Origin of the sequence: Streptomyces sp. NPDC057682, assembly GCF_042799575.1 — a bacterium.
Classification (GTDB): domain Bacteria; phylum Actinomycetota; class Actinomycetes; order Streptomycetales; family Streptomycetaceae; genus Streptomyces.
Window position 1 is genome coordinate 343,609 of record NZ_JBHVIN010000006.1, and the last position, 20,916, is coordinate 364,524.

A 20,916-nucleotide genomic window follows, 5' to 3' on the forward strand; every position below is an offset into this window, starting at 1 on the left:
GGAGGCAGCAGTGGACGTACCGGAGGCCCCCGCGCCGGGCGGGGCGGGGCCGGTCCCCGAGGGCGTGGACACCATGGCCCGTGACCGGATGTGGTACCTGTACGCCGCCGGCGCCGACCGGCCGCCCGTGCCGCCGGTGCCCCCGGGCACCGAACCCCCGCCCGGTGTCCCGGTCTCGGCGCTGCCGGTGGCGCCCCGGCTGCCCGACGCGGCCCGGCCCGGTGATCTCACCGCGCTGCCGCCGGGGACGGTGGACCTGTTGGAGGACGCCCCGTTCCCGGCGGGCCGGATCACCGGCGTACCGGACGACCGGGCGCTGGCGCACGCGCTGGTCGCGGCGTTCGGGGTGCAGCGCCGGGAGCCGGAGAACCCGTTCAACGACCACCGGGGTTACGCCTCGGTGCGGGCGAAGTTCCCGGTGCAGGTCCTCGTCAACGACCGTGGCCGACGGCGGGTGTTCGATCCCTACCGGCGGGCGCTGGTCGGGCTGGCCGGTGCCTCGGACACGCCGTCGGCGGCGCGCGAGGTGCTGCTGACCGGGCGCTTCACCCGGCTGCCGGCCACGTACCGCTGGTACCGGGGCTCCCTGGTGCAGCTGGAACTCGGCATCGCGCTGCGCGCGGTGTGCGTCGCCCTCCAGCTTCTGGGCGTTCCCGCACGGGTGCGCCTGCCGGGCCCCGGGGCCGGGGAGCGGCTGGCGGAGTTCGGGCTGACGCCCGGCTGGGAGTGGACGCTTCCCGTGGTCGTCGAACTGGCCGGGGACGCCCCCGGGGGTGCGGACGGTCCGCCCGCCGGGGACGGGGCGGTGCCGGACGCGGTGATGGCCGATGTGGTGGAGATGAACCGCGCCCAGCGGTTCCCCGACACCCCGGCCCCGGTGGACACGGCCGTCCCGCCCGGCACGCCGGACTCCGGCCTGTCCTGGGCGGAGGTGCTGTGGCGCCGCACCTCGGGCCGGATGCCGCGCGGCCTGTTCGGGAACACGGCCCGGCCGGGCCCCGTACCGGCCGCGGTCCTGGACACGGCGCGGGCCTGGCTGCTGACGCCGCCGCCCGGCGACGTGCTGCGGGCGGCGACCGGGGCACTGCGGGTCACCGCCGTCACCCAGTCGGTGACGGGCCGTGCCGACGGGGTGTACGAGGTGACCGCCGGGTCGTACACCCCGCGCGCCACCGGCCCCGGTGTGCCGGCCCGGCTGGAGGAGATCTACGGCTACCCCCTGGCACCGGGCAACGGCTGCGACGTACGGCACGCGTCGGTGCTGTGGTTCCTGTCGTTCCGGCCCCGGGACCTGGCCCGGGAACTCGGCGCGGGCGGCTGGACGGCGGCGCAGTACGCCTGCGGCTGGGCCGTGCACGGACTGACCCTGGCGGCCGCGTCGGCGGGCCTGTGCGCGCGCCCGGTCCGGGCCTTCCGCGAGGTCCCGGCGCGACGCGTCCTCGGCCTCCCGGACGACGAGACGGTCGTCCTCGCAGTGATCAGCGGGAGTTCGCGGTTCAGCGGCCCGCTGCTCGACCTCCGGCAGTGACCAGAGCCGGCAGTGACAAGAGAACGGAGACAACAACGGTGCAGTCCCCCACCACCGGGAGCACGGCGTCCCGGACAGCTCACTGGCTGCCCTCCGGGGCGACGGCCTTCCGCGAACCGGTCCTCCCGGTCCAGTGGCGCTCCTGGCACCTCCATCTCGGCTCCATGGCGCGCTCCGCGCACGACCGGGTGGTCACCGAGGTGATCGGCCCCGCGGCGGACCTGTTTCCCGACCGGCCGTGGTTCTTCATCCGCTACTGGCAGCACGGGCCGCATCTGCGGCTGCGGATCGGCGGGCTGAGCAGCCCCGAGACGGCACGCACCGAGCGTCTGCTCCAGGACCGGCTGGGCCGCGCGGTGCGGCTCCGCGAGGACGAGGACCCCCTGGACCGGAACACCTATCTGGGGCATGCCCGGCGGCTGTCCGCGCTGGAGGACCCGCACGGCGGGGCCTGGCCGGCCGGGCCCCGGGACCCGGGCGTGTACCAGGACACCTATGTGCCGGAGACCGCACGCTACGGCGGGCCCGCCCTGATGCCGGCCACCGAGCGGCTGTTCCAGCTCTCCAGCGAACTGGTGCGCGCCTTCCTGCCCCGGCTGCCCGACGCGCGGTCGCGGTCGGCGATGGCGCTGCGGGCGGCGATGTCCGCCGGTACGGCGCTGGGCGGCCCGGCCGACCAGGCCGTGTTCTACGCGCGCGGACTGGACGCCCTGCGGCAGATGGTGGGGGCCGGATTCCAGCTCTCCACCGAGCAGTTGGACCGGCTGTGCGGGCCCGGACCGCGCCCGGGTGCCGCACCGCCGGCCGTGGACCCGGCCCAGCACGGCCCGTTCGGGCCCTGGCACACCCTGCTCGCCGACCTGGCGGACCGGATCCGGGCGGAGGGCACCGTCGAGCATCCCGGAGAGGTCTTCTTCTCCCACGTCCACATGCTGCACAACCGGCTCGGGCTGACCATGGCCGAGGAACTCCAGACCTACGCGCGGCTGGTCCACCTCTTCCCGCTTCCGGCCCCCGGCGCGTCCGACGCCGCCGCGCGGCCGGCCCCCAAGGAGCACTGATGGCCCGCACCCTGCTCACCGCGGCGGACCCGCCCGCCGCACCGTCCGCCGACGCACCGCCCGTGGCCGTACGGACCGTGGGGATGTCGCGGACCTACGGCGGCACGACCGCGCTGCACCCGCTCGACCTGGAGATCCGGGCCGGCGAACTGGTCGGCCTCCTCGGTCCGAACGGGGCGGGGAAGTCCACGCTCCTCAGTCTGCTCGTCGGGCTGCGCCGGCCCTCCTCGGGCCACTGCGCGCTGTTCGGCGGCGATCCGCGCACCGCGGCGCAGCGCAGGTTCATCGGGGTCACGCCGCAGGAGACCGGGCTGCCGCCGACCCTCCGGGTCGGTGAGGTCGCCGACTTCGCGGCCGCGCACTACGAGGATCCGGTGCCCCGGGGCGAACTCCTGGACCGCTTCGGCCTGCTGGACAAGGAGCGCCGCCAGACCGGCGGGCTCTCCGGCGGCGAGAGGCGCCGGCTGGCGGTGGCGCTGGCCTTCGTGGGCCGGCCCCGGATGGTCTTCCTCGACGAGCCCACCACCGGGCTGGACGTGGAGACCCGCCGCACCCTGTGGGAGGTCGTCCGCGCCTTCCACGCCGAGGGCGGCACCGTGCTGCTGACCAGCCACTATCTGGAGGAGGTCGAGCATCTGGCCCGGCGCGTGGTGGTGCTGACCCGGGGACGGGTCGCCGCCGACGACACGGTGGACGCGCTGCGCGGGCTGGTGCGGGCCCAGCGGGTGAGCCTGCTGGCCGACGAGGTGCCGGAGCTGCCCGGCGTCCTCGGCTCCGAGCGGGTGGGCGGCCGGGTGCATCTGCTGACCCCCGACGCCGACGCGCTGGTGCGCGATCTCGTCCGGAGCGGGGCGCCGTTCTCCGGGCTGGAGGTCCGCTCGGCGACGCTCGAAGAGGCCTTCCTCTCCCTCGCGGACGAGGCGGCGACCGAGGACGCCCCGGCCGGGGCGTCCACCACGACACAGTTGGGAAGCGGCCCGTGGCGATAGACACCCGGCGGACGGCGGACGGTTCCGAAGAGGCGTCCGCCGCCGCGCCGCCCGGTGCGGCACAACCGGTCCGCAGCGTGCGCGCGGCCCTGCGCACACAGGTCCGGATGACCCTGATGCACGCGCGCTACCAACTGCTCCGGACCATGCGCATCCCCATCGCCCTGGTGGGCACGGCGTTCTTCCCCGGTGCGTCGATGCTGTTCTTCGTCGTCCCGGCGGCCGGCGACGACCCCGTGGGCGCGACCTACGCGACCGCGGCGATGATCGTCTTCGCGACCATGATCAGCAACCTGTTCGGGCACGGGATCGGGGTGGCGGAGGAGCGCCAGCACCCGTGGGACCTCTACACCCGCACCCTGCCGAGCGGTCCCGGCCCCAAGTTCGCGGGGCGGCTGCTGTCCGGGCTGCTGACCATGCTGCTGTCGATGATCCCGCTGCTGGTCATCGCGGCCGTGGCGACGGAGGCCACCACCACGGTGCCGGGCTTTCTGGCCGGGGCGGCCGTGGTGGTCCTGGTCTCGGTCCCGTTCACCCTGATGGGGCTGACGATCGGTTATCTGCTGCCGATCCGGGCGGCGTTGACGGTGGTCCAGCTGACGTTCTTCCCCCTCGCCTTCGCCGGAGGGCTGTTCTCCGGGGCGGGCCGGGCACCCGGCTTCATCGAGACGATCGCGCCCTTCACCCCGACGCGCGGCGCCGCCGAACTGATGTGGGCGGCCGTGGGCGACTACGACCTGAACCCGGTCTCGGCGGTCTCCTTCGCCGCGTGGACGGTGCTCCTGGCCGTCGTCTCGGTGTACGCGTACCGGCGCGACGAGGGTCAGCGCTTCCACTGACCCCGGGTACGGGCACGGTCGAGGGGGTGACCGCCGGACGGGCGGTCACCCCCTCGTCGGCCTGCCCGACACGTCCTACGGGGCCGGTTCCAGGGACGGTGCGTAGTGGTCGGCCAGGGCGCGCACCAGGGCCTCGGTCTCCGCCGGGGTCCGGGCGAGGCCGTAGAGCCGGCAGTCCGGGCGGACGACGGCCGCCGTCGCGCCGAGCGACTCCAGCCAGGCCGTCAGCGGCGCGTCGGCGGCGTTCCCGGGCCGCAGCCGGCGCAGCACCAGCCGCCAGCGTCCGGCGCGCTCCAGCGCGCCCTCGGCGCACGGCTCGGCGCGGTCGCCGGTCGTCAGGAGCACCGGGTCCGGGCCCAGGTGTCCGGCGGCCCCGAGCACCGAGGGCGGCACCGGCAGTCCCGCGCCGGGGCCCGGCCCGCCGTCGTCCGCGCGGTGGAACAGGCCCCCGTCCGGGGTGTCGACGGCGGGCGGCGCGGTCCGGGCCCGGTCCGCGCCGGGCCGGGCCGCCATCGCGCGGTCGCGGTGGGCGGCGGCGACCGGATCGGTCAGGCAGATCAGCCGGCCGAGCGCGACGGACCGGTCGATGCTGCCCTGGGCGTGGGGGCGGCGCTCGGCCTCGTAGCTGTCCAGCAGCTCCGAACGCGCGGCGCCGGCCAGGACCCGGTCCAGCTTCCACGCCAGGTCGTCGGCGTCGCGCAGGCCGGAGCACATCCCCTGTCCGGCGAACGGGGGCATCTGGTGGGCCGCGTCCCCGGCGAGGAGGACCCGGCCGGCCCGCCAGCGGTCGGCGTTGCGGGCGGCGAAGGTGTAGACGGCGTGGCGTTCCAGCGTGGCGTTGTCCGGGTGGACCCCGAACAGCGCCAGCAGCCGCCAGGCGTTCGCGGTGGTGCCGAAGTCCTCGGGCGTCTCGTGCGGCAGCCGCATGAACTCCCAGCGGCGGTGGCCCGGTCCGGCGGAGACCGCCACGCGGGGGCGCGCGGGGTCGGCGATCTGGACGTTGCACCGGGGGAAGTCGTCCGCGCGGTGCGGTGTCACGTCGCAGGCCATCCAGTCCAGGGCGAAGCCGCCGTCGCTCAGCCGCGCCCCCGTCGCCGCGCGCACCATGCTGTGGGCGCCGTCGCACCCGACGGCCCAGCGGGCCCGCAGGACCCGTTCCGGTCCGCCGTCCGTGGGGCGCACGGTGAGTGCGGCGCCGTTCTCGCGGGCGGCCAGCCGGACCGCCTCGTGGCCGCGCAGCAGCCGCAGGCTCGGCAGGAGCGCGGCGCGTTCGGCCAGCGCGGCCTCCAGGCCCGGCTGGTACATGGAGGTGGAGACGGGCCAGCGGTGGGCCGGGTCGTGACCCAGGCCGATCCGGAGCAGGGTGCGTCCGGAGGCGTCGGCGACCACGTAGTCCTCCGACGGCTCCCCGAAGGTGCTCAGGTGGGCGCCCACCCCCGCCGCGTCCAGGATGCGGGCGGCGTCGGCGTCGAAGGCGACCGCGCGCGGCATCGGGTAGGGCCGGGGCCACCGTTCGACGACCGTGACCCGCCATCCGCGGCGGGCTAGCAGGATCGACAGCACCTGGCCGACCGGGCCGAACCCGACGACGAGCACATCGGCGGGGGCCTCCTGGGACGCCGGTGACGGCACAGCGCTCAACTCCCTCTCCCTTCCCGGGGCGACCGGAAACGTGGTCACGCTAGCCCTCGTTCCACGCCGGGCGGCCCCGCGGAACCCCCTCCGGAAAAGAACGTGATGAATGTCAGGGCGGTCCGGGCGGCCGTTGTCCGGGCCGAGAGGCGACTGCCAGCATCAGCGCGTCATCGAAGCCCTCTGTCCAGCAATGGAAGGGATCCATCATGAGCATGCTTGCGAACGAGAACCCGGTCGGCGACCTCTTCGCCTCCTTCGACATCACCGAGCTGGAGGTGCTGGAGGTCTCCGACAGCGTGGGTCTGCCGGAGATGGGCGCCAGCTCCTCCAGCCTGAGCGTCTCCTCGGAGGCCGCGGCCGACATCAGCCTGTGCTGCTCGTCGTCGTCCTCCACCTGCTGCTGCTGCTGATCGCGGGTGCCCGCGTACCGGCCCGTCTCCCGGACCGGTACGCGGGACCGCTTCCCCGGACACCCCGGAGAGGAGCCCCATGAGCGCCGGTCCCCCTGTGCGGACGCCCCCTTCCTGGGCGCGGCACGAGCACTACGCCTTCCGTCTGCTGCACGCCTGGGCGCAACGTCCGGACGCGCCGGTGGTGTACTGGTCGGGGCACCGGCTCACCGCCCGGGACTGCCTGTCCTCGGTGCTCGGCACGGCCGCGGCGCTGCGTGACGCGGGCATCGCCCCGGGCGGCACCGTCGCGCTGCTGACGGCGGCCAACCACCCCACGGCGCTCCTCGCGCGGTACGCCGCGCATCTGCTGGGCGCGGCCGTGGTGTCGGTCCGCGCGGCCAATCCGCGCAGTGACGCCGAGATGCTGTCGCCGGAGGTCCAGGCCGGGGTGCTGCGCGACACCGGCAGCCGGATCCTGGTGGCCGACGAGACCACGGCCGCCCGCGCGTCCGCGCTGGTCTCGCCCGCTCTGCGCGGTCTGCTGCTGCCCGCTCCGGGCCGCTCCGCGCCCCGTGGGGACGGCTCCCTGGCCCCGGTGCCCGGGGGCGCGGGCCTCGACCCGAGGACGGTGGCTCCCTACGATCCCGGGGCGCGTGCCCGGATCACGTTCACCAGCGGGACGACGGGGCTCCCGAAGGGCATCGTGCAGAGCCACCGCGTCTGGAACGCGACGGTCGGCTGCTACCCGGCCGTCCCCGGCCCCGGCGGGCCGGCCCGCATCCTGGCCGTCACCCCGGTCAGCCACACGGTGGGCTCCATGGTGGACGCGGTGCTGGCGTCGGGCGGCTCCGTGGTGCTGCACGAGCACTTCGACGCCGAAGAGGTGCTGGACGCCTTCGGCCGTCTCGGGGTGACGGACACCTATCTGGCGGTGCCGCACCTATACCGGCTGACCGAGCGGCTCGGCGCCGGCGGCGGGCCGGATCTGTCCGCGCTGCGCCGGGTGGTGTACAGCGGGACACCGGCCGCCCCGCACCGGATCGCCGAGGCCCTGCGCTGGTTCGAGGGCCCGCTGTCCCAGCTGTACGGCTCCTCCGAGGCGGGGGGCATCTGCGGTCTGGACCGGCTCGACCACCGGGAACCGGAGCTGCTCGGCTCGGTGGGCCGGCCGTTCCCCGGGGTGGGACTGCGGCTGCGCGATCCGGACACCGGGCACGACGTCCCGCGGGGCGTGGTGGGCGAGGTGTGCGTACGGTCCGCGACGGTCATGGACGGATACCTCGGCCGTGGCACGTCGGAGGGCCGCACCCCGGACGGGTGGCTGCGCACCGGCGACCTCGGGCTCCTCGACGTGTACGGCAGGCTGCGGCTGACCGGGCGCCTGGGCCAGGTGATCAAGAGCGGCGGGCAGAAGGTCCATCCGGCCGCCGTGGAACGGGTGCTGACGGAGTGTCCGGCGGTGCGCCAGGCAGTGGTGTTCGGGGTGACGGACGAGGACCGGGTGGAGCGGGTGCACGCGGCGGTGTCGCTGTATCCGGGGAGCGAGGACGACGAGGCACGGCTGCGGGCCCATGTCGGGGCGCGGCTGGACTCGGCCCATGTGCCGGTGCGCATCAGCCGGTGGCCGGAGCTTCCGCTGAACGACGGCGGCAAGCCCGATGTGCGGTATCTGCGGGGCCTCGTACGGGCGGCGGACGGCGGACCCGGCGCGGGATTCCACGGTGGGAGGAGAGCGGTATGACAGCACATCTGCATTTCGCCCGTGAGATGCGGCTCGGCAGGCTGTTCCGTCACGGGGACGGGCGGCTTCTGATCACCCCGCTCGACCACTCCGTCACCGACGGTCCGGTGGTGCCCCGGGGCAGCACGATCGACCGCCTCACCGGCCAGCTGGCCGCGGGCGGTGTCGACGCGGTGGTGGTCCACAAGGGCGTGCTGCGGCACATCGACCCGTCCCGCTTCGCGGGGATGTCGCTGGTCGTGCATCTGAGCGCGAGCACCCGGCACGCGCCGGATCCGGAGGCCAAGTACCCGGTGACCGCCGTGGAGGACGCGCTGCGGCTGGGGGCGGACGCGGTGAGCGTCCACGTCAACCTGGGTTCGGACGACGAGCGGCGGCAGATCGGGGACCTGGGCCGGGTGGCGGATCTGTGCGACCGCTGGAACCTGCCCCTGCTCGCGATGGTCTACCCGCGGGGCCCCGGCATCGTGGATCCGCGCGCCCCGGAGCTGGTGGTGCACGCGGCGACGCTCGCCGCCGACCTGGGTGCGGACGTCGTCAAGACCCCGTACGTGGGAAACGTGGCCGAGATGCGCGACGTGGTGGCGGCCTGTCCGATCCCGCTGCTGTGCGCGGGCGGTCCCCGCCGGGGTGCGGACGGCGACGCGCTGGCTTTCGTCAGGGACGCCCTGCTCGGCGGCGCCGCCGGCGTCGCGATGGGGCGCAACATCTTCCAGGCCGCCGACCCGCGTCGGATGGCCGCCCGGGTGGCCGCCGTCGTGCACGGCGTGCCCCGGCCGCTCCCGGCCGACGAGACAGAAGGGCAGTGTGATGAACGGACAGAAGCTGTGCTGGCTTGACATCCGCGGTGCCGGTGCCGCCGCACCCGCGATCGTCGAGGAGGCCCTGCACCGGCGGACCGACGGCATCGTCGCCGGTGACGTCCGGTCGCTGGCCGGCCTCCCGCCGACCGTGAGCAAGGTGCTGCTGCCCGGCGGCGACGGCTGGTGGCGGGACGAGTGCTTCCCCGGCGAGGCCGACATCGTCATCCTGCCGCCCGGCTTCGAGGGCCGCGCCGAGCTGGAACGGGCCCATCCCGAGGTGGAGTTCGGGCGTCTGGTGGAGATCACCGATGCCGCGAGTCTGGAGGAGGCCTGCCACGCGGCGCGGACGGAGCGCTGGAGCGTCCTCGACTTCCGCGACCCCACCAAGATCCCGCTGGAGATCGTCATCGCCGCCGCGTCCGGTTCCAAGGGCGCGATCGTGACCACGGCCGCCGACCCCGAGGAGGCGGCGATCACCTTCGGGGTGCTGGAGCTGGGCTCGGACGGCGTGATGATGCCCGGCCGCTCCGTGGGCGACGCCACCGCCCTGGCGGAGGCTGCCGGGTCCGTCACCGGCGAACTGACGCTGACCGAGCTGACCGTCACCGCGACCACGCACATCGGCATGGGCGAACGGGCCTGTGTGGACACGTGCAGCCAGCTCCGGGAGAACGAGGGGCTGCTGGTCGGCTCCTACTCCAAGGGCATGGTGCTGTGCGTCAGCGAGACCCACCCGCTGCCCTACATGCCGACCCGTCCCTTCCGCGTCAACGCCGGCGCCGTCCACTCCTACGTCGTCGCGCCGCACGGACGGACCAACTACCTCAGCGAACTGCACGCGGGCGCCCCGGCCCTGGCGGTGGACTCCGACGGGCGGACCCGGGTCGTGCCGGTGGGCCGGGTCAAGATCGAGACCAGGCCGCTGATCTCGGTCGACGCGGTGTCGCCGGAGGGCGTACGGGTCAATCTCGTGCTCCAGGACGACTGGCACGTACGGGTGCTGGGTCCGGGGGGCACCGTGCTCAACTGCACCGCGCTCGTCCCGGGCGACACCCTGCTGGGATACGTGCCCACGGCCGACCGGCATGTCGGCTACCCCATCGACGAGTTCTGCCGCGAACGGTGAGCGCCGCTCGGGGCAACGCGGAGGACTCGTCCGCCGTGGCGGTGGTCGGCGGCGGCATCGCGGGGCTGACCCTGGCCCTCGCCCTGCGGCGCGAAGGGGTGGACTGCACCGTCTTCGAGCGGAGTCCCGAGCCGGCCGGGTCCGGGGCCGGGCTCCAGCTCGCACCCAACGCCACCCGGCTGCTGCGCCGTCTCGGCGTCGCCGACGCGCTCCACGCCGTCGCGGTCCTCCCCCGCGCGCTGCGCCTCCGCGGCTGGGACGACGACCGCCCGCTCGCCACCACCGCGCTGGGGGCCGCCTGCCTGCGCACCTTCGGCGCCCCCTACTACACGGTCCACCGGGGCCAGTTGCACCACGTGCTGCGGGAGGCCGTCGGCGCCGGACGGCTCCGCACCGGGCAGCGGCTGACCGCCTGGACGGAGGACGAGGACGGGGTGTGCCTCACCTTCGCCTCGGGCGCCCGGCACCGGGCCGGGGTGATGATCGGCGCGGACGGGGTGCATTCGGTGGTGCGGGCCCGGATGGCCGGGGACACACCGGTGTTCTCCGGCAGCAGTGTCTACCGCGGACTGGTCCCGGCGGAGCGGCTGCCGTGGGCGGCCGGGGAACCGGAGATCCGGGTCTGGCCGGGCCCCGGACGCCATCTGGTCTGCTATCCGGTCTCGGCGGGCCGGGAGATCAGCTTCACGGCCACGGTGCCGGCCGCCGTGTCCGGCGAGGAGTCCTGGACCGCCGACGGCGACCCGGCCGAACTCGCCGCCGCCTACCGGGGCTGGAACCCGGCGGCCGTCCGGCTCCTCGCCGCCGCCGGCCCGGTGCGCCGCTGGCTCCTGCACGACCGCGAGATCCTGACCGACTGGGTGACGCCCCGGGTGGCGCTGCTCGGTGACGCCGCCCATCCGATGCTGCCCTTCCTCGCCCAGGGGGCGAACCAGGCGGTCGAGGACGCGGTGACCCTGGCGGTCTGCCTGGCCCGGACCGGCGGGGACGATGCCCCGGCGGCGCTGCGCCGCTACCGGGACCTGCGTCTGCCCCGTACGGCGCTGATCCAGCGCGGGGCGCGCGGGGCCACCCGCTTTCTGCACCGGCCGGGTCCGGCCGGGCCGCGCGCGAGCGGCCCGCCCCCGGACCCGCGGGGACCGGCGGGGCTGCGGGCGATGAGCCCGCTGTACGGGTACGACGCGGAGGAGGTGGCCGAGAAGGCGATGAGGGAGCCGGTCCCCTGGCGGGCGGTGTCCCGGCCGCCCGTGTCATAACCAGCGCTGTTCGATGGCGATGCGGGCCGCGTCGAAGCGGTTGCGGGCCTGGAGTTTGCGGATGGCGGTCGACGCGAGGTTCCTTACGGTGCCGACCGCCAGGTAGAGGTCCCGGGCGATCTCCTTGAGCGAGGCGCCCGAGGCGGTCATGCGGAGCACATCGGCCTCACGGGTGCTCAGTGGGCAGTGCAGCGAGATCGGCTGGGCGGCGAAGAGGCCGGGGTCCATGGTCAGACAGCCCACCGCGGCCCCGCGGATCGCCCCTATCAGGTACTGCAGTTCGACCTGTAAGGACACCACGCTGAGGACGCCGGCGCGGATCGCCTGGTCGGTGAAGGTCGGCGAGGACTGACTGGATATCAGGGCCACTCCGCACTGCGGCTGTTCGGTGCGCAGCTTCCCGAGGATGTCGAGTACGCCGTCGCCCACGGTGGCGGCCTCGACCACCGCGACGGCCGGCTCCCAGCGCGCCACCGCCGGCAGCAGGTCCTCGTGCTGTTTGGCGGCCCCGACGACCGAGAAGTCGGCCACGGTGTCCAGATACTTCGCCATCACCTCGACGGACAGGGCGTACTCTCCGGCCACGACGATGCGGATGCTCATGTGTGTCCCCCATGCACGCGGAAGCAACATGTCCGGGAGACCACGTCCGCCTGCGGCGGTGGTCACGGTGGTCGCCCGACTCCATGGAGATAATGCGCCAATGCGTGAAGTGTTTGTGTAATGACGGAGAACAAGGTGTACAGCGTGAGGGGGGCGCGTACAAGAGGCCCGTTCCCACCTCGGACCAGGTCACTCCCCACAGAACGGGAGTTCTCCGGCCGACAAACGCCGACCGCCGGACGGCGGGGGCCGTCCGGCGGTCGGGGGGGCGGTGGTACGGGCGGGGCCGGGGCGCCCCGGGCGTCTCCTCGGGGTCAGCCCAGCGGGGGCGCTCCCCACGGAGCCGCCTGTTCCAGTTGTGCGGCGAGTGCGAGCAGGGTGCCCTCGCCGCCGAGCGGGGTCGCGAACTGGACGCCGAGCGGCAGTCCTTCGGTGTCGGTGCCGAAGGGAACGGACATGGCCGGCATGCCGGTCACGTTGTACACGCTGGTGAAGGCGGAGTAGACGGAGGCGTGCCGGTAGACCGACTCCGGGTCGGCCGTGTCCAGGGTGCCCAGGCGCGGGGTGGGCCGCGCCAGGGTCGGGCCGAGGAGCACGTCGTGGTCGCGGAAGGCGGCGCCGACCTCCCAGCCGATCTCCTGGGCCCGGCGCAGCGCCCGGCTGACGTCGGGTGCGGGCAGGACCCGGTACGCCTCGTAGAGGATCCGGGTGAACGGTTCGATGTCGTCGTCGGCCAGCGGGCGGCCGAGCTGCTCCAGCCGGGCGTCGATCTGGGCGACGAGGTCGGCGCCCATCAGGACGCCGGAGGTGCGGCCGACGTCGTCGGGCCGGTAGGGGGCGGCCGTCTCGGTGACGCGGTGGCCGAGGCGTTCGCAGAGGAGGGCCGCCTCCCGTACGGCCCGGAGGCAGTCGGGGTGGACATCGGGGCCGTCCGGCAGGGCGGTGACCAGGCCGATCCGCAGCCGTCCGGGGTCGCGCGCGGCAAGTTCGGCGAAGGGCGCGTCCGGGGCCGGTGAGCCGTAGGCGTCCCCGGGGAGCGTCCCGGCGAGGACGTCGAGGAGCAGGGCGCTGTCGCGGACCGTCCGGGTCAGGGCGTGGTGTCCGGAGACCGGGCCGGACAGGGTGGTGGGCCGGGGCGCGGGTGAGACCCGGCCCCGGCCGGGCTTGAGCCCGAAGAGTCCGCAGGCGGCGGCCGGGATGCGGATCGAGCCGCCGCCGTCGCTGGCGTGGGCGACCGGGACCATGCCCGCGGCCACCGCGGCCGCGGAGCCGCCGCTGGAGCCGCCCGGGGAGCGTGCGGGGTCCCAGGGGTTGTGGGTGGGGCCGTACAGGGCGGGTTCGGTGGAGGCGTTGAGGCCCAGTTCGGGGGTGTTGGTGGTGCCGAGGACCACGGCTCCGGCGCGTTTGAGGCGGGCGACGACCTCGCTGTCGCGGCGGGCGACGGCGGTGGCGAAGAGCCGGCTGCCGCCGGTCGCGGGCAGCCCGTCGACCTCGGTCCCCAAGTCCTTGACCAGCAGGGGGACGCCGCGCAGCGGCCCCTCGGGCAGTCCGGCGGCCACCTCGGCGCGCGCGGCGTCGAACCGGGTGTGGATCACGGCGCCGAACCGGGGGTCGTCCTGTTCGATCCGGGCGATGGCCTCCTCGGTGACGGTACGGGCGTCGGCCGAGCCGTCGCGTACGGCCGCGGCCGTGGCGACGGCGTCCCGGGCGGTCACGACACGTATCCGGCGGGCTTGCCCCAGGTCGCGCCGCGCGAGCTGCCCCGGTCGACGAGGACGCAGCGGGTGCCGGTGAAGTTGGTCGGCATGCACTTGTTGCAGTGGATGCACAGCGACGGGGTGGCCGCGTCCCGGCCGATCCGGTTCACCAGGTCGGGCTCGCGCAGCAGGGAGCGGGCCATGGCCACGAACTCGAAGCCCTCGCGCATCGCCAGGTCCATGGCCGGCCGGTCCGTGATGCCGCCGAGCAGGATCATCGGCACCTTCACGGCGGACCGGATCTGGCGGGCGTCCTCCAGGAGGTAGGCGTCCCGGTAGGGGTAGCTGCGCAGGAAGTGCTTGCCGACCAGTTTGACGCCGAGCTTGATCGGCTGCGGCATGATCGCGGAGAAGTCGTCGAGCGGGGCGTCGCCCTTGAAGAGGTACATCGGGTTGAGCAGCGAGCTGCCCGCGGTCATCTCCAGGGCGTCGACCGTACCGTCCATTTCCAGCCACTGGGCGACGGGGATGGCCTCGTCGAGCCAGAAACCTCCGGGCACCCCGTCGTCCATGTTCATCTTGGCGATCACGGCGATCCGGCCGCCGACCGCGTCGTGGACGGCGCGCATGATCTCGCGGGCGAACCGGGCCCGGTTCTCCAGGCTGCCGCCGTAGGCGTCGGTGCGGTGGTTCACCTTGGGGCTCAGGAAGGAGCTGGCCAGGTAGTTGTGGCCGAGGTGGACCTCGACGGCGTCGAAGCCGGCCGCGGCGGCCCGGCGGGCGGCCTCGGCGTGCGCCTCGGTGATGCGGTGGATGTCGTCGACGCTCGCCTCCTTGGCCCAGCTGAGGGTGGTGGCGTGGAAGTGCTTGGAGGGGGAGAGCGCGGGGGCGCCGTTGCCCTTGGGGTTGGCGACCGGGCCGCCGTGCCCGATCTGCGCGCTGACGGCGGCGCCCTCGGCGTGCACGGCGTCGGTGAGCTTGCGCAGACCGGGCATCGCCTCGTCGGTCCAGTGGATCTGGTGGCGGTCGGTGCGGCCCTCCTTGGCGACCGCGCAGTAGGCGACGGTCGTCATGCCGACGCCGCCCTTCGCGTAGCCGACGTGGAAGTCGACCAGGTCCTGGGTCACCAGGGACTTGTGGCTGAGCCCCTCGTAGGTCGCGGCCTTGATGACCCGGTTGCGGAGCTCGAGGGGGCCGAGCCGGGCGGGGGCCAGTACATCGGGGGTCTCGACGGTGGTCATGCGGGGTTCCTCTCGGGTGTGGCGTGGTGACAGGCGATCCGGTGGCCGGGCCGGACCTCCCTGAGCGGCGGCTCCTGTGCGGCGCACCGCTCGGTGGCCAGCGGGCAGCGGGTGCGGAAGCGGCAGCCCGACGGCGGGTCCAGGGGGGACGGGAGTTCGGCGGCCTCGCCTGGGGCCTCGGCGGCGGACCCCGCGGCGGGGTCGCGCTGGGCCTCGGGGAGGGAGGCGAGGAGCAGCCGGGTGTAGGGGTGCAGGGCTTCGTGCTGCATCCCGTCGGAGGGCAGCACCTCGGCGACCTTGCCCAGGTACATGACCATGACGCGGTCGCTGATGTTCTTGACCACGGAGACGTCGTGGGCGATGAAGACCATGCTCAGTCGGCGCCGCGCGACCGTCGTCTCCAGGAGGTTGAGGATCTGCGCCTGGACGGAGACGTCGAGGCTGGAGACGGGTTCGTCGCAGATCAGGACCTCGGGGTCGAGCATCAGCGCGCGGGCGATGCAGACGCGCTGGCACTGGCCGCCGGAGAGTTCGTGCGGGCGCCGGTCGCGTACGGTCGCGGGGTCGAGGCCGACGTCGCGCAGGGCCTCGTCCACGCGGGTGTCCCGGTCCCGGGGGTCGTCGCCGCTCCCCCAGATCGAGGGGCCCTCCCAGACCAGTTCGCGGACCCTGCGGCGCGGGTTCAGGGCGGAGACCGGGTCCTGCATGATGATCTGCATCCGGGCGCGGGCCCGCCGCAGTTCGCCGGGGGCGAGGCCGGTGAGCGCGGTGGGGCCGAGGCGGACGGTGCCGGAGTCCGGGGGCGGCAGCTGGATCAGGGAGCGGCCCACGGTGGACTTGCCGCAGCCGGACTCGCCGAGGATGCCCAGGGTCTCGCCGGGGGCGACCTCCAGGGAGACACCGGAGACGGCGTGCACCTTCTGTCCCCGGCCGGCCGGGTATTCCACGACCAGGTCCTCGGCGCTCAGCGCCGGTGCGGTGGGGCGGTTGCGCGTCATACGGCGGCCTCCTCGGCGGCGCCCAGGGGGTGGTGGCAGGCGACGGTGCCCGGTCCGTCGTGGCCGGCCGGCAGCGGCGACTCGGTGGTGCAGCGTTCGGTGGCGAACGCGCACCGGGGGGCGAACCGGCAGCCCGGCGGCGGGTCCAGCAGATGCGGCGGCCGCCCCTCGATGGCGGGGAGCAGGGTGTGCGGGGGCATGTCCAGGCGGGGGACGGAGGCGATCAGGGCGCTGCTGTACGGGTGCCGGGGCCGGGCGAACACCTCGGCGGTCGGGCCGTGTTCGACGAGGCGTCCGGCGTACATCACGGCGACCCGGTCGGTGCGGCCGGCGACGGTGGCCAGGTCGTGGCTGATCAGGACGGTGGCCATCCTGAGGTCGCGGGCGAGCGACTGGAGGAGGTCCAGGATCTGCTTCTGCACGGTGACGTCGAGCGCGGTGGTCGGTTCGTCGGCGATGAGCAGGCGGGGGCCGCAGGCCAGGGCCATGGCGATGACGACGCGCTGGCGCATGCCGCCGGAGAGTTCGTGCGGGTACTGGCGGGCCCGGCGGGCCGGTTCGGGGATGCCGACCTGGCGGAGCAGGCCGACGGCGCGGTCCCGGGCCTCCCGGCGGCCGAGTCCCTGGTGCAGCCGGATGCTCTCGGTGAGGTGGGTGCCGACCCGCTTGACCGGGTTCAGCGAGGTCATGGGGTCCTGGAAGACCATGGCGACCTCGGTGCCCCACAGGGCGCGGCGTCCGGCGGGGCTCAGGGCGTGGACGTCCCGGCCGCCGAGCAGGACCGTTCCGGAGACGGTGGTGTCCGGTCCGTCGGTGATCAGGCCCATCAGGGTGCGCCCGAGGACCGACTTGCCGGATCCGGACTCCCCGACGATGCCGAGGGTCTCGCCCTCGGCGAGTGCGAGACCGACGCCGTCGACGGCCTGGAGGGGGCCGCGCGGGGTGTGGAACACGGTGCGGACGTCGGTGGCGTCGAGCACCGGGGCCGGGGCGGTGCCGGGCTGCGGGGTGGTGGTGGCCGTGGTGGCGCGCGTGGTCACAGTTTCACGCTCCGGGAGTCCCAGCGCCCGCGAGCCTTCTCGCCGACGATGTTGAAGGCGAAGACCGTGAGGAAGAGGAAGGCGCCGGGGACGAGCACGATGTGCGGGTGCTGTTCGAAGACCCGGCCCTCCCCTTCCGCGATCATGTTTCCCCAGGTGGGTTCCGGTGGCTGGATACCGAGGCCGAGGAAGCTCAGGGAGGCCTCGGCGACGATGAGGACGGAGATCATCACGACGGCCAGCGACATCAGGGGCAGCAGCACGTTGGGCAGCAGTTCGCGCACCATGACGCGGGTGCGGGTGGCGCCCATGGCGCGGGCCGCGACGACGAACTCCCGGTTGGCGTACGCCATGGTCGTGGCGCGGGCGAGCCGCACCATGCCGGGGATCGTGAGCAGGGCGAGGGAGAGGGCGACGTTGCGCAGGCTCGGCCGCAGGACGGTGGCCAGCGCGATCAGCAGGATCAGCGGGGGCACGGCGAGCAGCGAGTTGGTGGCGATGCCCACGGCGCGGTCGGTGGCCTTGCCGAAGTAGCCGGCGATCATGCCGACGGCGCCGCCGACGACGGTGCCGACCGCGACCGCGGTCAGCGAGATCAGCAGCGAGGACCGGGCTCCGTACAGGGAGCGGGCGAGCAGGTCGAGGCCGAAGCCGTTGGTGCCGAGCGGATGGCCGCCGGTGAACACCGGTCCGGCGAAGACCGGTTCGGCGACGGTGCTCGCCACGTCCCGGTCCTCGGCGAGCGGCAGCCAGGGGGCGGCCAGCATCGCCAGGGTGAGGAGGATCAGCCAGCCGGCGCCGAACCAGAAGACCACGTCGAAGCCGGGTCCGGACCGGAGTCTGCCGAGCCGTCCGGCCCCGGCGAGGGCGAGTCCGAGGCCGAGCACGGCGAGCGCGGCCCGGCCGAGCGGGACGAGCTGGGTCGTGGTGGCCCCGTAGACGAGCAGGGCGAGTCCGGCCGCGGTGAGGACCGCGGCGGTGAGCAGGGGCGGTGGGGCGGGGATCCGCGTGCGCGGAACGCTGTCAGACATGGACACGTCGCGTCCTCGGGTCGAGATAGCCGTAGGAGAAGTCGATGCCGGCGTTGATCACCACGTAGATCACGGCGATCGTGAGCACCGCGCCCTGGACCATCGGGTAGTCGCCCTGGCCCGCCGCGTTGACGATGAGCGTGCCCATGCCGGGGAGCGAGAAGAGGTACTCCACGACGACGGTGCTCCCGATGAGCCGGCCCAGGCTGAGCCCGAGCAGGGTGACCAGGGAGAACGAGGACGGGCGCAGGGCGTCGGAGAACAGGATGCGCAGCGGGCTCATGCCCTTGGCGCGGGCGGCGAGGATGTAGTTCTCGCGCAGGGTCACGATGAGGTCGCCGCGCAGGACCCGGGTGAACATGGCGAGTTCGGCCAGGGCCACGGTGAGGGCCGGCAGGAAGGCGTGGTGGAGGTTGCCGGCGAGGTCCCCGTCGCCGATCCGTACCCAGTCGGAACGGGGGAACCAGCCGGCCGAGTTGACCAGGACGAGGACGAGCAGCAGTCCGGCGAGGAAGCTGGGGACGGACAGCACGCCGAAGGTGCCGGCGCCGATGATCCGGTCCGCGGCGGAGTTCTCGCGGTAGGCCGACCACATGGCCAGGGGGACGGCGATCAGCAGGGCGATCAGCAGGCCGAGCGCGGCGATCTCGAAGCTGACGGGCAGCGCGGAGAGCACCCGGTCGGTGACCTCGCTCTGCGGGGGGACGACGGAGTGGCCGAGATCGCCGGTGAGGGCGTTGCCGAGCCAGTCGAAGTAGCGGGTGACCAGCGGGTCGTCGAGGCCGAGGTCGTGGCGGACCTCGGCGTATTCGGCGGGCGACCGGCCCGCCCCGAGGATGTCCACGGCGGGGTCCGAGGGCAGCAGGACCACCAGCGAGAACACCCCGACGCTCGCGATGAGGAGCACGCCCACCAGTTCCAGGGCCCTGAGGGCCAGGCGGCGCAGCGCAGCGGGACTCATGGTTTCCTCCAGATCCGCCCGGCGGGGCAGGCCGGTCGACAAAGGGCGCACCGGGGGTGCGGGGGTTCCGGGGCCGGGCGGGGCAGCGCCCGGCCCCGGGGCGTCACTTGCTGATCCAGGCCTCACCGAAGAGGGCCATGTACTCGTCGGTCGGGACGATGCCGTGCACGTTCGTGCCCCAGGCGGTGAAGGCGGCGCTGGCGCCGAGGTTCACCAGGGGGACGTCCTCGTTGAACAGGGTCTGGACGCGGTCGAGGATGCGCTTGGTCTCGGCGTCGCCGTCGGCGCGCTGGAGCTCGGCGAGGAGCGCGTCCATCTTCGGGTTCCTGTAGCCACCCGGGTTTCCGTAGCTCTGCGAGTTCAGGACGCTCTGGAGGCGGTGGTAGGGGTCGCTCTCGGAGATGCTGGCGGCGCCCCGGCTGATGTCGAAGTCGTGTTCCACGTACGTCTTCGCCGTGCGGTCGGCGATCGAGGGGACGAGGTCGAGCGTCACCTTGAAGCCGACGCGTTCCAGCATCGCCTTGGTGACGACGGCCTTGGCCCGGGAGACGGGGTCGGTGCCGTCCATGTAGGTGAGGGCGCCGTCGTAGCCGTCCTTCTTCGCCTCGCCGAGGAGCTTCTTCGCCCCGTCGAGGTCGACGCCGAGGGGTTTCACGGAGGAGTGCAGCCGGGACTCGGGCGGGAAGATCTCCTTGCCGGGCAGTCCCTTGCCGTTGTAGGCGCGGGCGGTGTCGAGCTCGGGGTCGAGGGCCAGGGCCATCGCCCGGCGGACCCGCAGATCGGCGCCGGGGCGGCCGGCGCGGGTGTTGATGGTGACCATGTTGCCGAGGCCGGTGAGGGTCAGCTCGCCGGGGTGCTTCTCGTGGACCGCGTCGTCCACGACATCGGGGCTGCGCATGTACGTCACGTCGACGGTGCCGTCGTTGAGCGCGTCGAGCTTCGAGCGGTCGGACTGCGGCCAGCTGAAGCGCAGGGCGTCCAGGTAGGGCTCGCCCTTCCAGTACTTCTTGTTGGCCTTGAGGACCATCTCCTCCTGCGGGGCGTAGGAGCCGAGCGTGAAGGGGCCGGCGCCGATCGGCTCGAACGTCTTCGTGGCGTACGCGGCGGGCGCGACGATCATGCCGGGGGCCTGGGCGAGCATGGCGGGGAAGGTCGCCCAGGGGGTGCGCAGGGTGAAGACGACGGTGCGGTCGTCGGTGGCCCGGGTCGAGGCGAGGTTGGGGGCGAGCAGGGCGGTGTCGGCGCCCTTGTTCTTCTGGTACCAGGCGATGCTGGCGACGACGGCGTCGGCGTCCAGCGGGGTGCCGTCGGAGAAGTTCACGCCGTCGCGGAGCTTCAGTGTCCAGGTCTTGAGGTCGGCGCTGCTCTCCAGCGATTTCGCCAGCCAGGGCTCGTACTTCTTCGCGGCGGTGTCGTACCGCATGAGGACGTCGTAGACGGCGGCGAGGGCGGAGCCGCCGGATGCTCCGGTGGCGTAGGTGACGGCGGGGCTGAGGCTGCGGGCCTCGGCGTAGTCGGCGAAGCGGAGGGTTCCGCCGCGGACCGGTTCACCGGCGTCGGGCTGCTTGCCGAGGGCGCCGAAGGTGTAGCGGCCGCGTTCGGCCTTGGTCTGCTGGGCCGGCTTTCCGTCGTCGTTGGAGGCGCAGGCGGCGCTGAGCATCGCCGAGGCGGCCAGGACGGCGACGAGGCGGGCTCTCGTCCGTGGTGCTCGCTTCATATCTTTCCTCCAGGGTGTCCGGAGCCCGGTGTCGGGACGAGCCGGTGCGCTGAGGCGGGGAAGGACAGTGCGGGAAGGGCGTCGCGGGGCGGGCGGCCCCTGCGGTGGGCGGGACGCTACGGCGGCGTCTCCCGGCCGACGTGACGCATCCCACTCAGCGGGAACCGGCCGGCCGGGGGCCGGACCGGGCTCACGCGCGCGTGACCGGGCCGTTCCCTCCCGGCCCCGGCCGTGGCACGGTGTCCCAGTGACCGGAAT

The 20,916-nt window shown here is 74.1% G+C and carries 18 protein-coding genes; 9 read left to right on the plus strand and 9 right to left on the minus strand.

The features are described 5' to 3' along the window. Positions 1-10: 10 nt before the first annotated feature. Genes ACFVDM_RS13640 through ACFVDM_RS13655 form a run of 4 tightly spaced genes read left to right on the plus strand, consistent with a single transcriptional unit; the run spans position 11 to position 4,417 of the window. Positions 11-1,528, plus strand: coding sequence for a nitroreductase family protein (locus ACFVDM_RS13640; protein ID WP_383637658.1), 1,518 nt, complete (start codon positions 11-13; stop codon positions 1,526-1,528). Between the two features lie 38 nt (positions 1,529-1,566). Continuing rightward, positions 1,567-2,589, plus strand: a complete 1,023-nt coding sequence (locus ACFVDM_RS13645) for a thiopeptide-type bacteriocin biosynthesis protein (RefSeq protein ID WP_383637661.1) — start codon at positions 1,567-1,569, stop codon at positions 2,587-2,589. After that, positions 2,589-3,578 carry an ABC transporter ATP-binding protein gene (locus ACFVDM_RS13650; RefSeq protein WP_383637664.1) on the plus strand — a complete coding sequence of 330 codons (990 nt, stop codon included), beginning with the start codon at positions 2,589-2,591 and terminating at the stop codon, positions 3,576-3,578. The genes ACFVDM_RS13645 and ACFVDM_RS13650 overlap by 1 nt, the downstream gene beginning before the upstream one ends. Then, entirely contained in the window at positions 3,569-4,417 is an 849-nt protein-coding gene (locus ACFVDM_RS13655; RefSeq protein WP_383637667.1) for an ABC transporter permease, read from the plus strand. The genes ACFVDM_RS13650 and ACFVDM_RS13655 overlap by 10 nt, the downstream gene beginning before the upstream one ends. Positions 4,418-4,492: 75 nt before the next feature. Here the strand turns inward: ACFVDM_RS13655 and ACFVDM_RS13660 are convergent, their stop codons facing one another. Continuing rightward, the gene (locus ACFVDM_RS13660; protein ID WP_383638031.1) at positions 4,493-6,049 is read right to left on the minus strand and encodes a bifunctional 3-(3-hydroxy-phenyl)propionate/3-hydroxycinnamic acid hydroxylase; all 1,557 of its coding nucleotides are present in this window, start codon (positions 6,047-6,049) and stop codon (positions 4,493-4,495) included. A 209-nt stretch (positions 6,050-6,258) separates the two neighbouring features. On the opposite strand from ACFVDM_RS13660, the gene ACFVDM_RS13665 reads away from it, so the two are divergent. The 5 genes from ACFVDM_RS13665 to ACFVDM_RS13685 all read left to right on the plus strand — a co-directional run bounded on the left by ACFVDM_RS13665 (position 6,259) and on the right by ACFVDM_RS13685 (position 11,370). Further along, positions 6,259-6,462, plus strand: a complete 204-nt coding sequence (locus ACFVDM_RS13665) for a thiazolylpeptide-type bacteriocin (protein ID WP_383637670.1) — start codon at positions 6,259-6,261, stop codon at positions 6,460-6,462. A 79-nt stretch (positions 6,463-6,541) separates the two neighbouring features. Then, positions 6,542-8,185 (plus strand): class I adenylate-forming enzyme family protein, encoded by a 1,644-nt coding sequence (locus tag ACFVDM_RS13670; RefSeq protein ID WP_383637673.1) that lies wholly within the window; start codon positions 6,542-6,544, stop codon positions 8,183-8,185. Beyond that, complete coding sequence (locus ACFVDM_RS13675) at positions 8,182-9,024, plus strand: 2-amino-3,7-dideoxy-D-threo-hept-6-ulosonate synthase (protein WP_383637676.1); 843 nt, start codon at positions 8,182-8,184, stop codon at positions 9,022-9,024. The genes ACFVDM_RS13670 and ACFVDM_RS13675 overlap by 4 nt, the downstream gene beginning before the upstream one ends. Continuing rightward, a complete protein-coding gene (locus ACFVDM_RS13680) occupies positions 8,996-10,114 on the plus strand; it encodes a 3-dehydroquinate synthase II family protein (protein ID WP_383637679.1) in 1,119 nt (372 codons plus the stop codon). The genes ACFVDM_RS13675 and ACFVDM_RS13680 overlap by 29 nt, the downstream gene beginning before the upstream one ends. After that, positions 10,111-11,370 carry an FAD-dependent oxidoreductase gene (locus ACFVDM_RS13685; protein WP_383637682.1) on the plus strand — a complete coding sequence of 420 codons (1,260 nt, stop codon included), beginning with the start codon at positions 10,111-10,113 and terminating at the stop codon, positions 11,368-11,370. The genes ACFVDM_RS13680 and ACFVDM_RS13685 overlap by 4 nt, the downstream gene beginning before the upstream one ends. Here ACFVDM_RS13685 and ACFVDM_RS13690 read toward each other — a convergent pair. From ACFVDM_RS13690 to ACFVDM_RS13725, 8 genes are all read right to left on the minus strand, one after another. Then, on the minus strand, positions 11,365-11,973 hold the full coding sequence (locus tag ACFVDM_RS13690) for a DNA-binding response regulator (RefSeq protein WP_383637685.1): 609 nt from the start codon (positions 11,971-11,973) through the stop codon (positions 11,365-11,367). The genes ACFVDM_RS13685 and ACFVDM_RS13690 overlap by 6 nt on opposite strands. A gap of 314 nt (positions 11,974-12,287) precedes the next feature. Further along, positions 12,288-13,688, minus strand: a complete 1,401-nt coding sequence (locus ACFVDM_RS13695; RefSeq protein WP_383637688.1) for an amidase — start codon at positions 13,686-13,688, stop codon at positions 12,288-12,290. Then, positions 13,685-14,911 carry an NADH:flavin oxidoreductase gene (locus ACFVDM_RS13700; protein ID WP_383637691.1) on the minus strand — a complete coding sequence of 409 codons (1,227 nt, stop codon included), beginning with the start codon at positions 14,909-14,911 and terminating at the stop codon, positions 13,685-13,687. The genes ACFVDM_RS13695 and ACFVDM_RS13700 overlap by 4 nt, the downstream gene beginning before the upstream one ends. After that, positions 14,908-15,909 carry an oligopeptide/dipeptide ABC transporter ATP-binding protein gene (locus ACFVDM_RS13705; RefSeq protein WP_383637694.1) on the minus strand — a complete coding sequence of 334 codons (1,002 nt, stop codon included), beginning with the start codon at positions 15,907-15,909 and terminating at the stop codon, positions 14,908-14,910. The genes ACFVDM_RS13700 and ACFVDM_RS13705 overlap by 4 nt, the downstream gene beginning before the upstream one ends. After that, positions 15,906-16,949 carry an ABC transporter ATP-binding protein gene (locus tag ACFVDM_RS13710; protein WP_383637697.1) on the minus strand — a complete coding sequence of 348 codons (1,044 nt, stop codon included), beginning with the start codon at positions 16,947-16,949 and terminating at the stop codon, positions 15,906-15,908. Before ACFVDM_RS13710 ends, ACFVDM_RS13705 begins: the two co-directional genes overlap by 4 nt. Further along, a complete protein-coding gene (locus ACFVDM_RS13715) occupies positions 16,946-17,980 on the minus strand; it encodes an ABC transporter permease (RefSeq protein ID WP_383637700.1) in 1,035 nt (344 codons plus the stop codon). Before ACFVDM_RS13715 ends, ACFVDM_RS13710 begins: the two co-directional genes overlap by 4 nt. Continuing rightward, a complete protein-coding gene (locus tag ACFVDM_RS13720; protein WP_383637703.1) occupies positions 17,973-18,941 on the minus strand; it encodes an ABC transporter permease in 969 nt (322 codons plus the stop codon). The genes ACFVDM_RS13715 and ACFVDM_RS13720 overlap by 8 nt, the downstream gene beginning before the upstream one ends. Before the next feature lie 103 nt (positions 18,942-19,044). Then, entirely contained in the window at positions 19,045-20,658 is a 1,614-nt protein-coding gene (locus tag ACFVDM_RS13725) for an ABC transporter substrate-binding protein (protein WP_383637706.1), read from the minus strand. Positions 20,659-20,916: the final 258 nt, after the last annotated feature.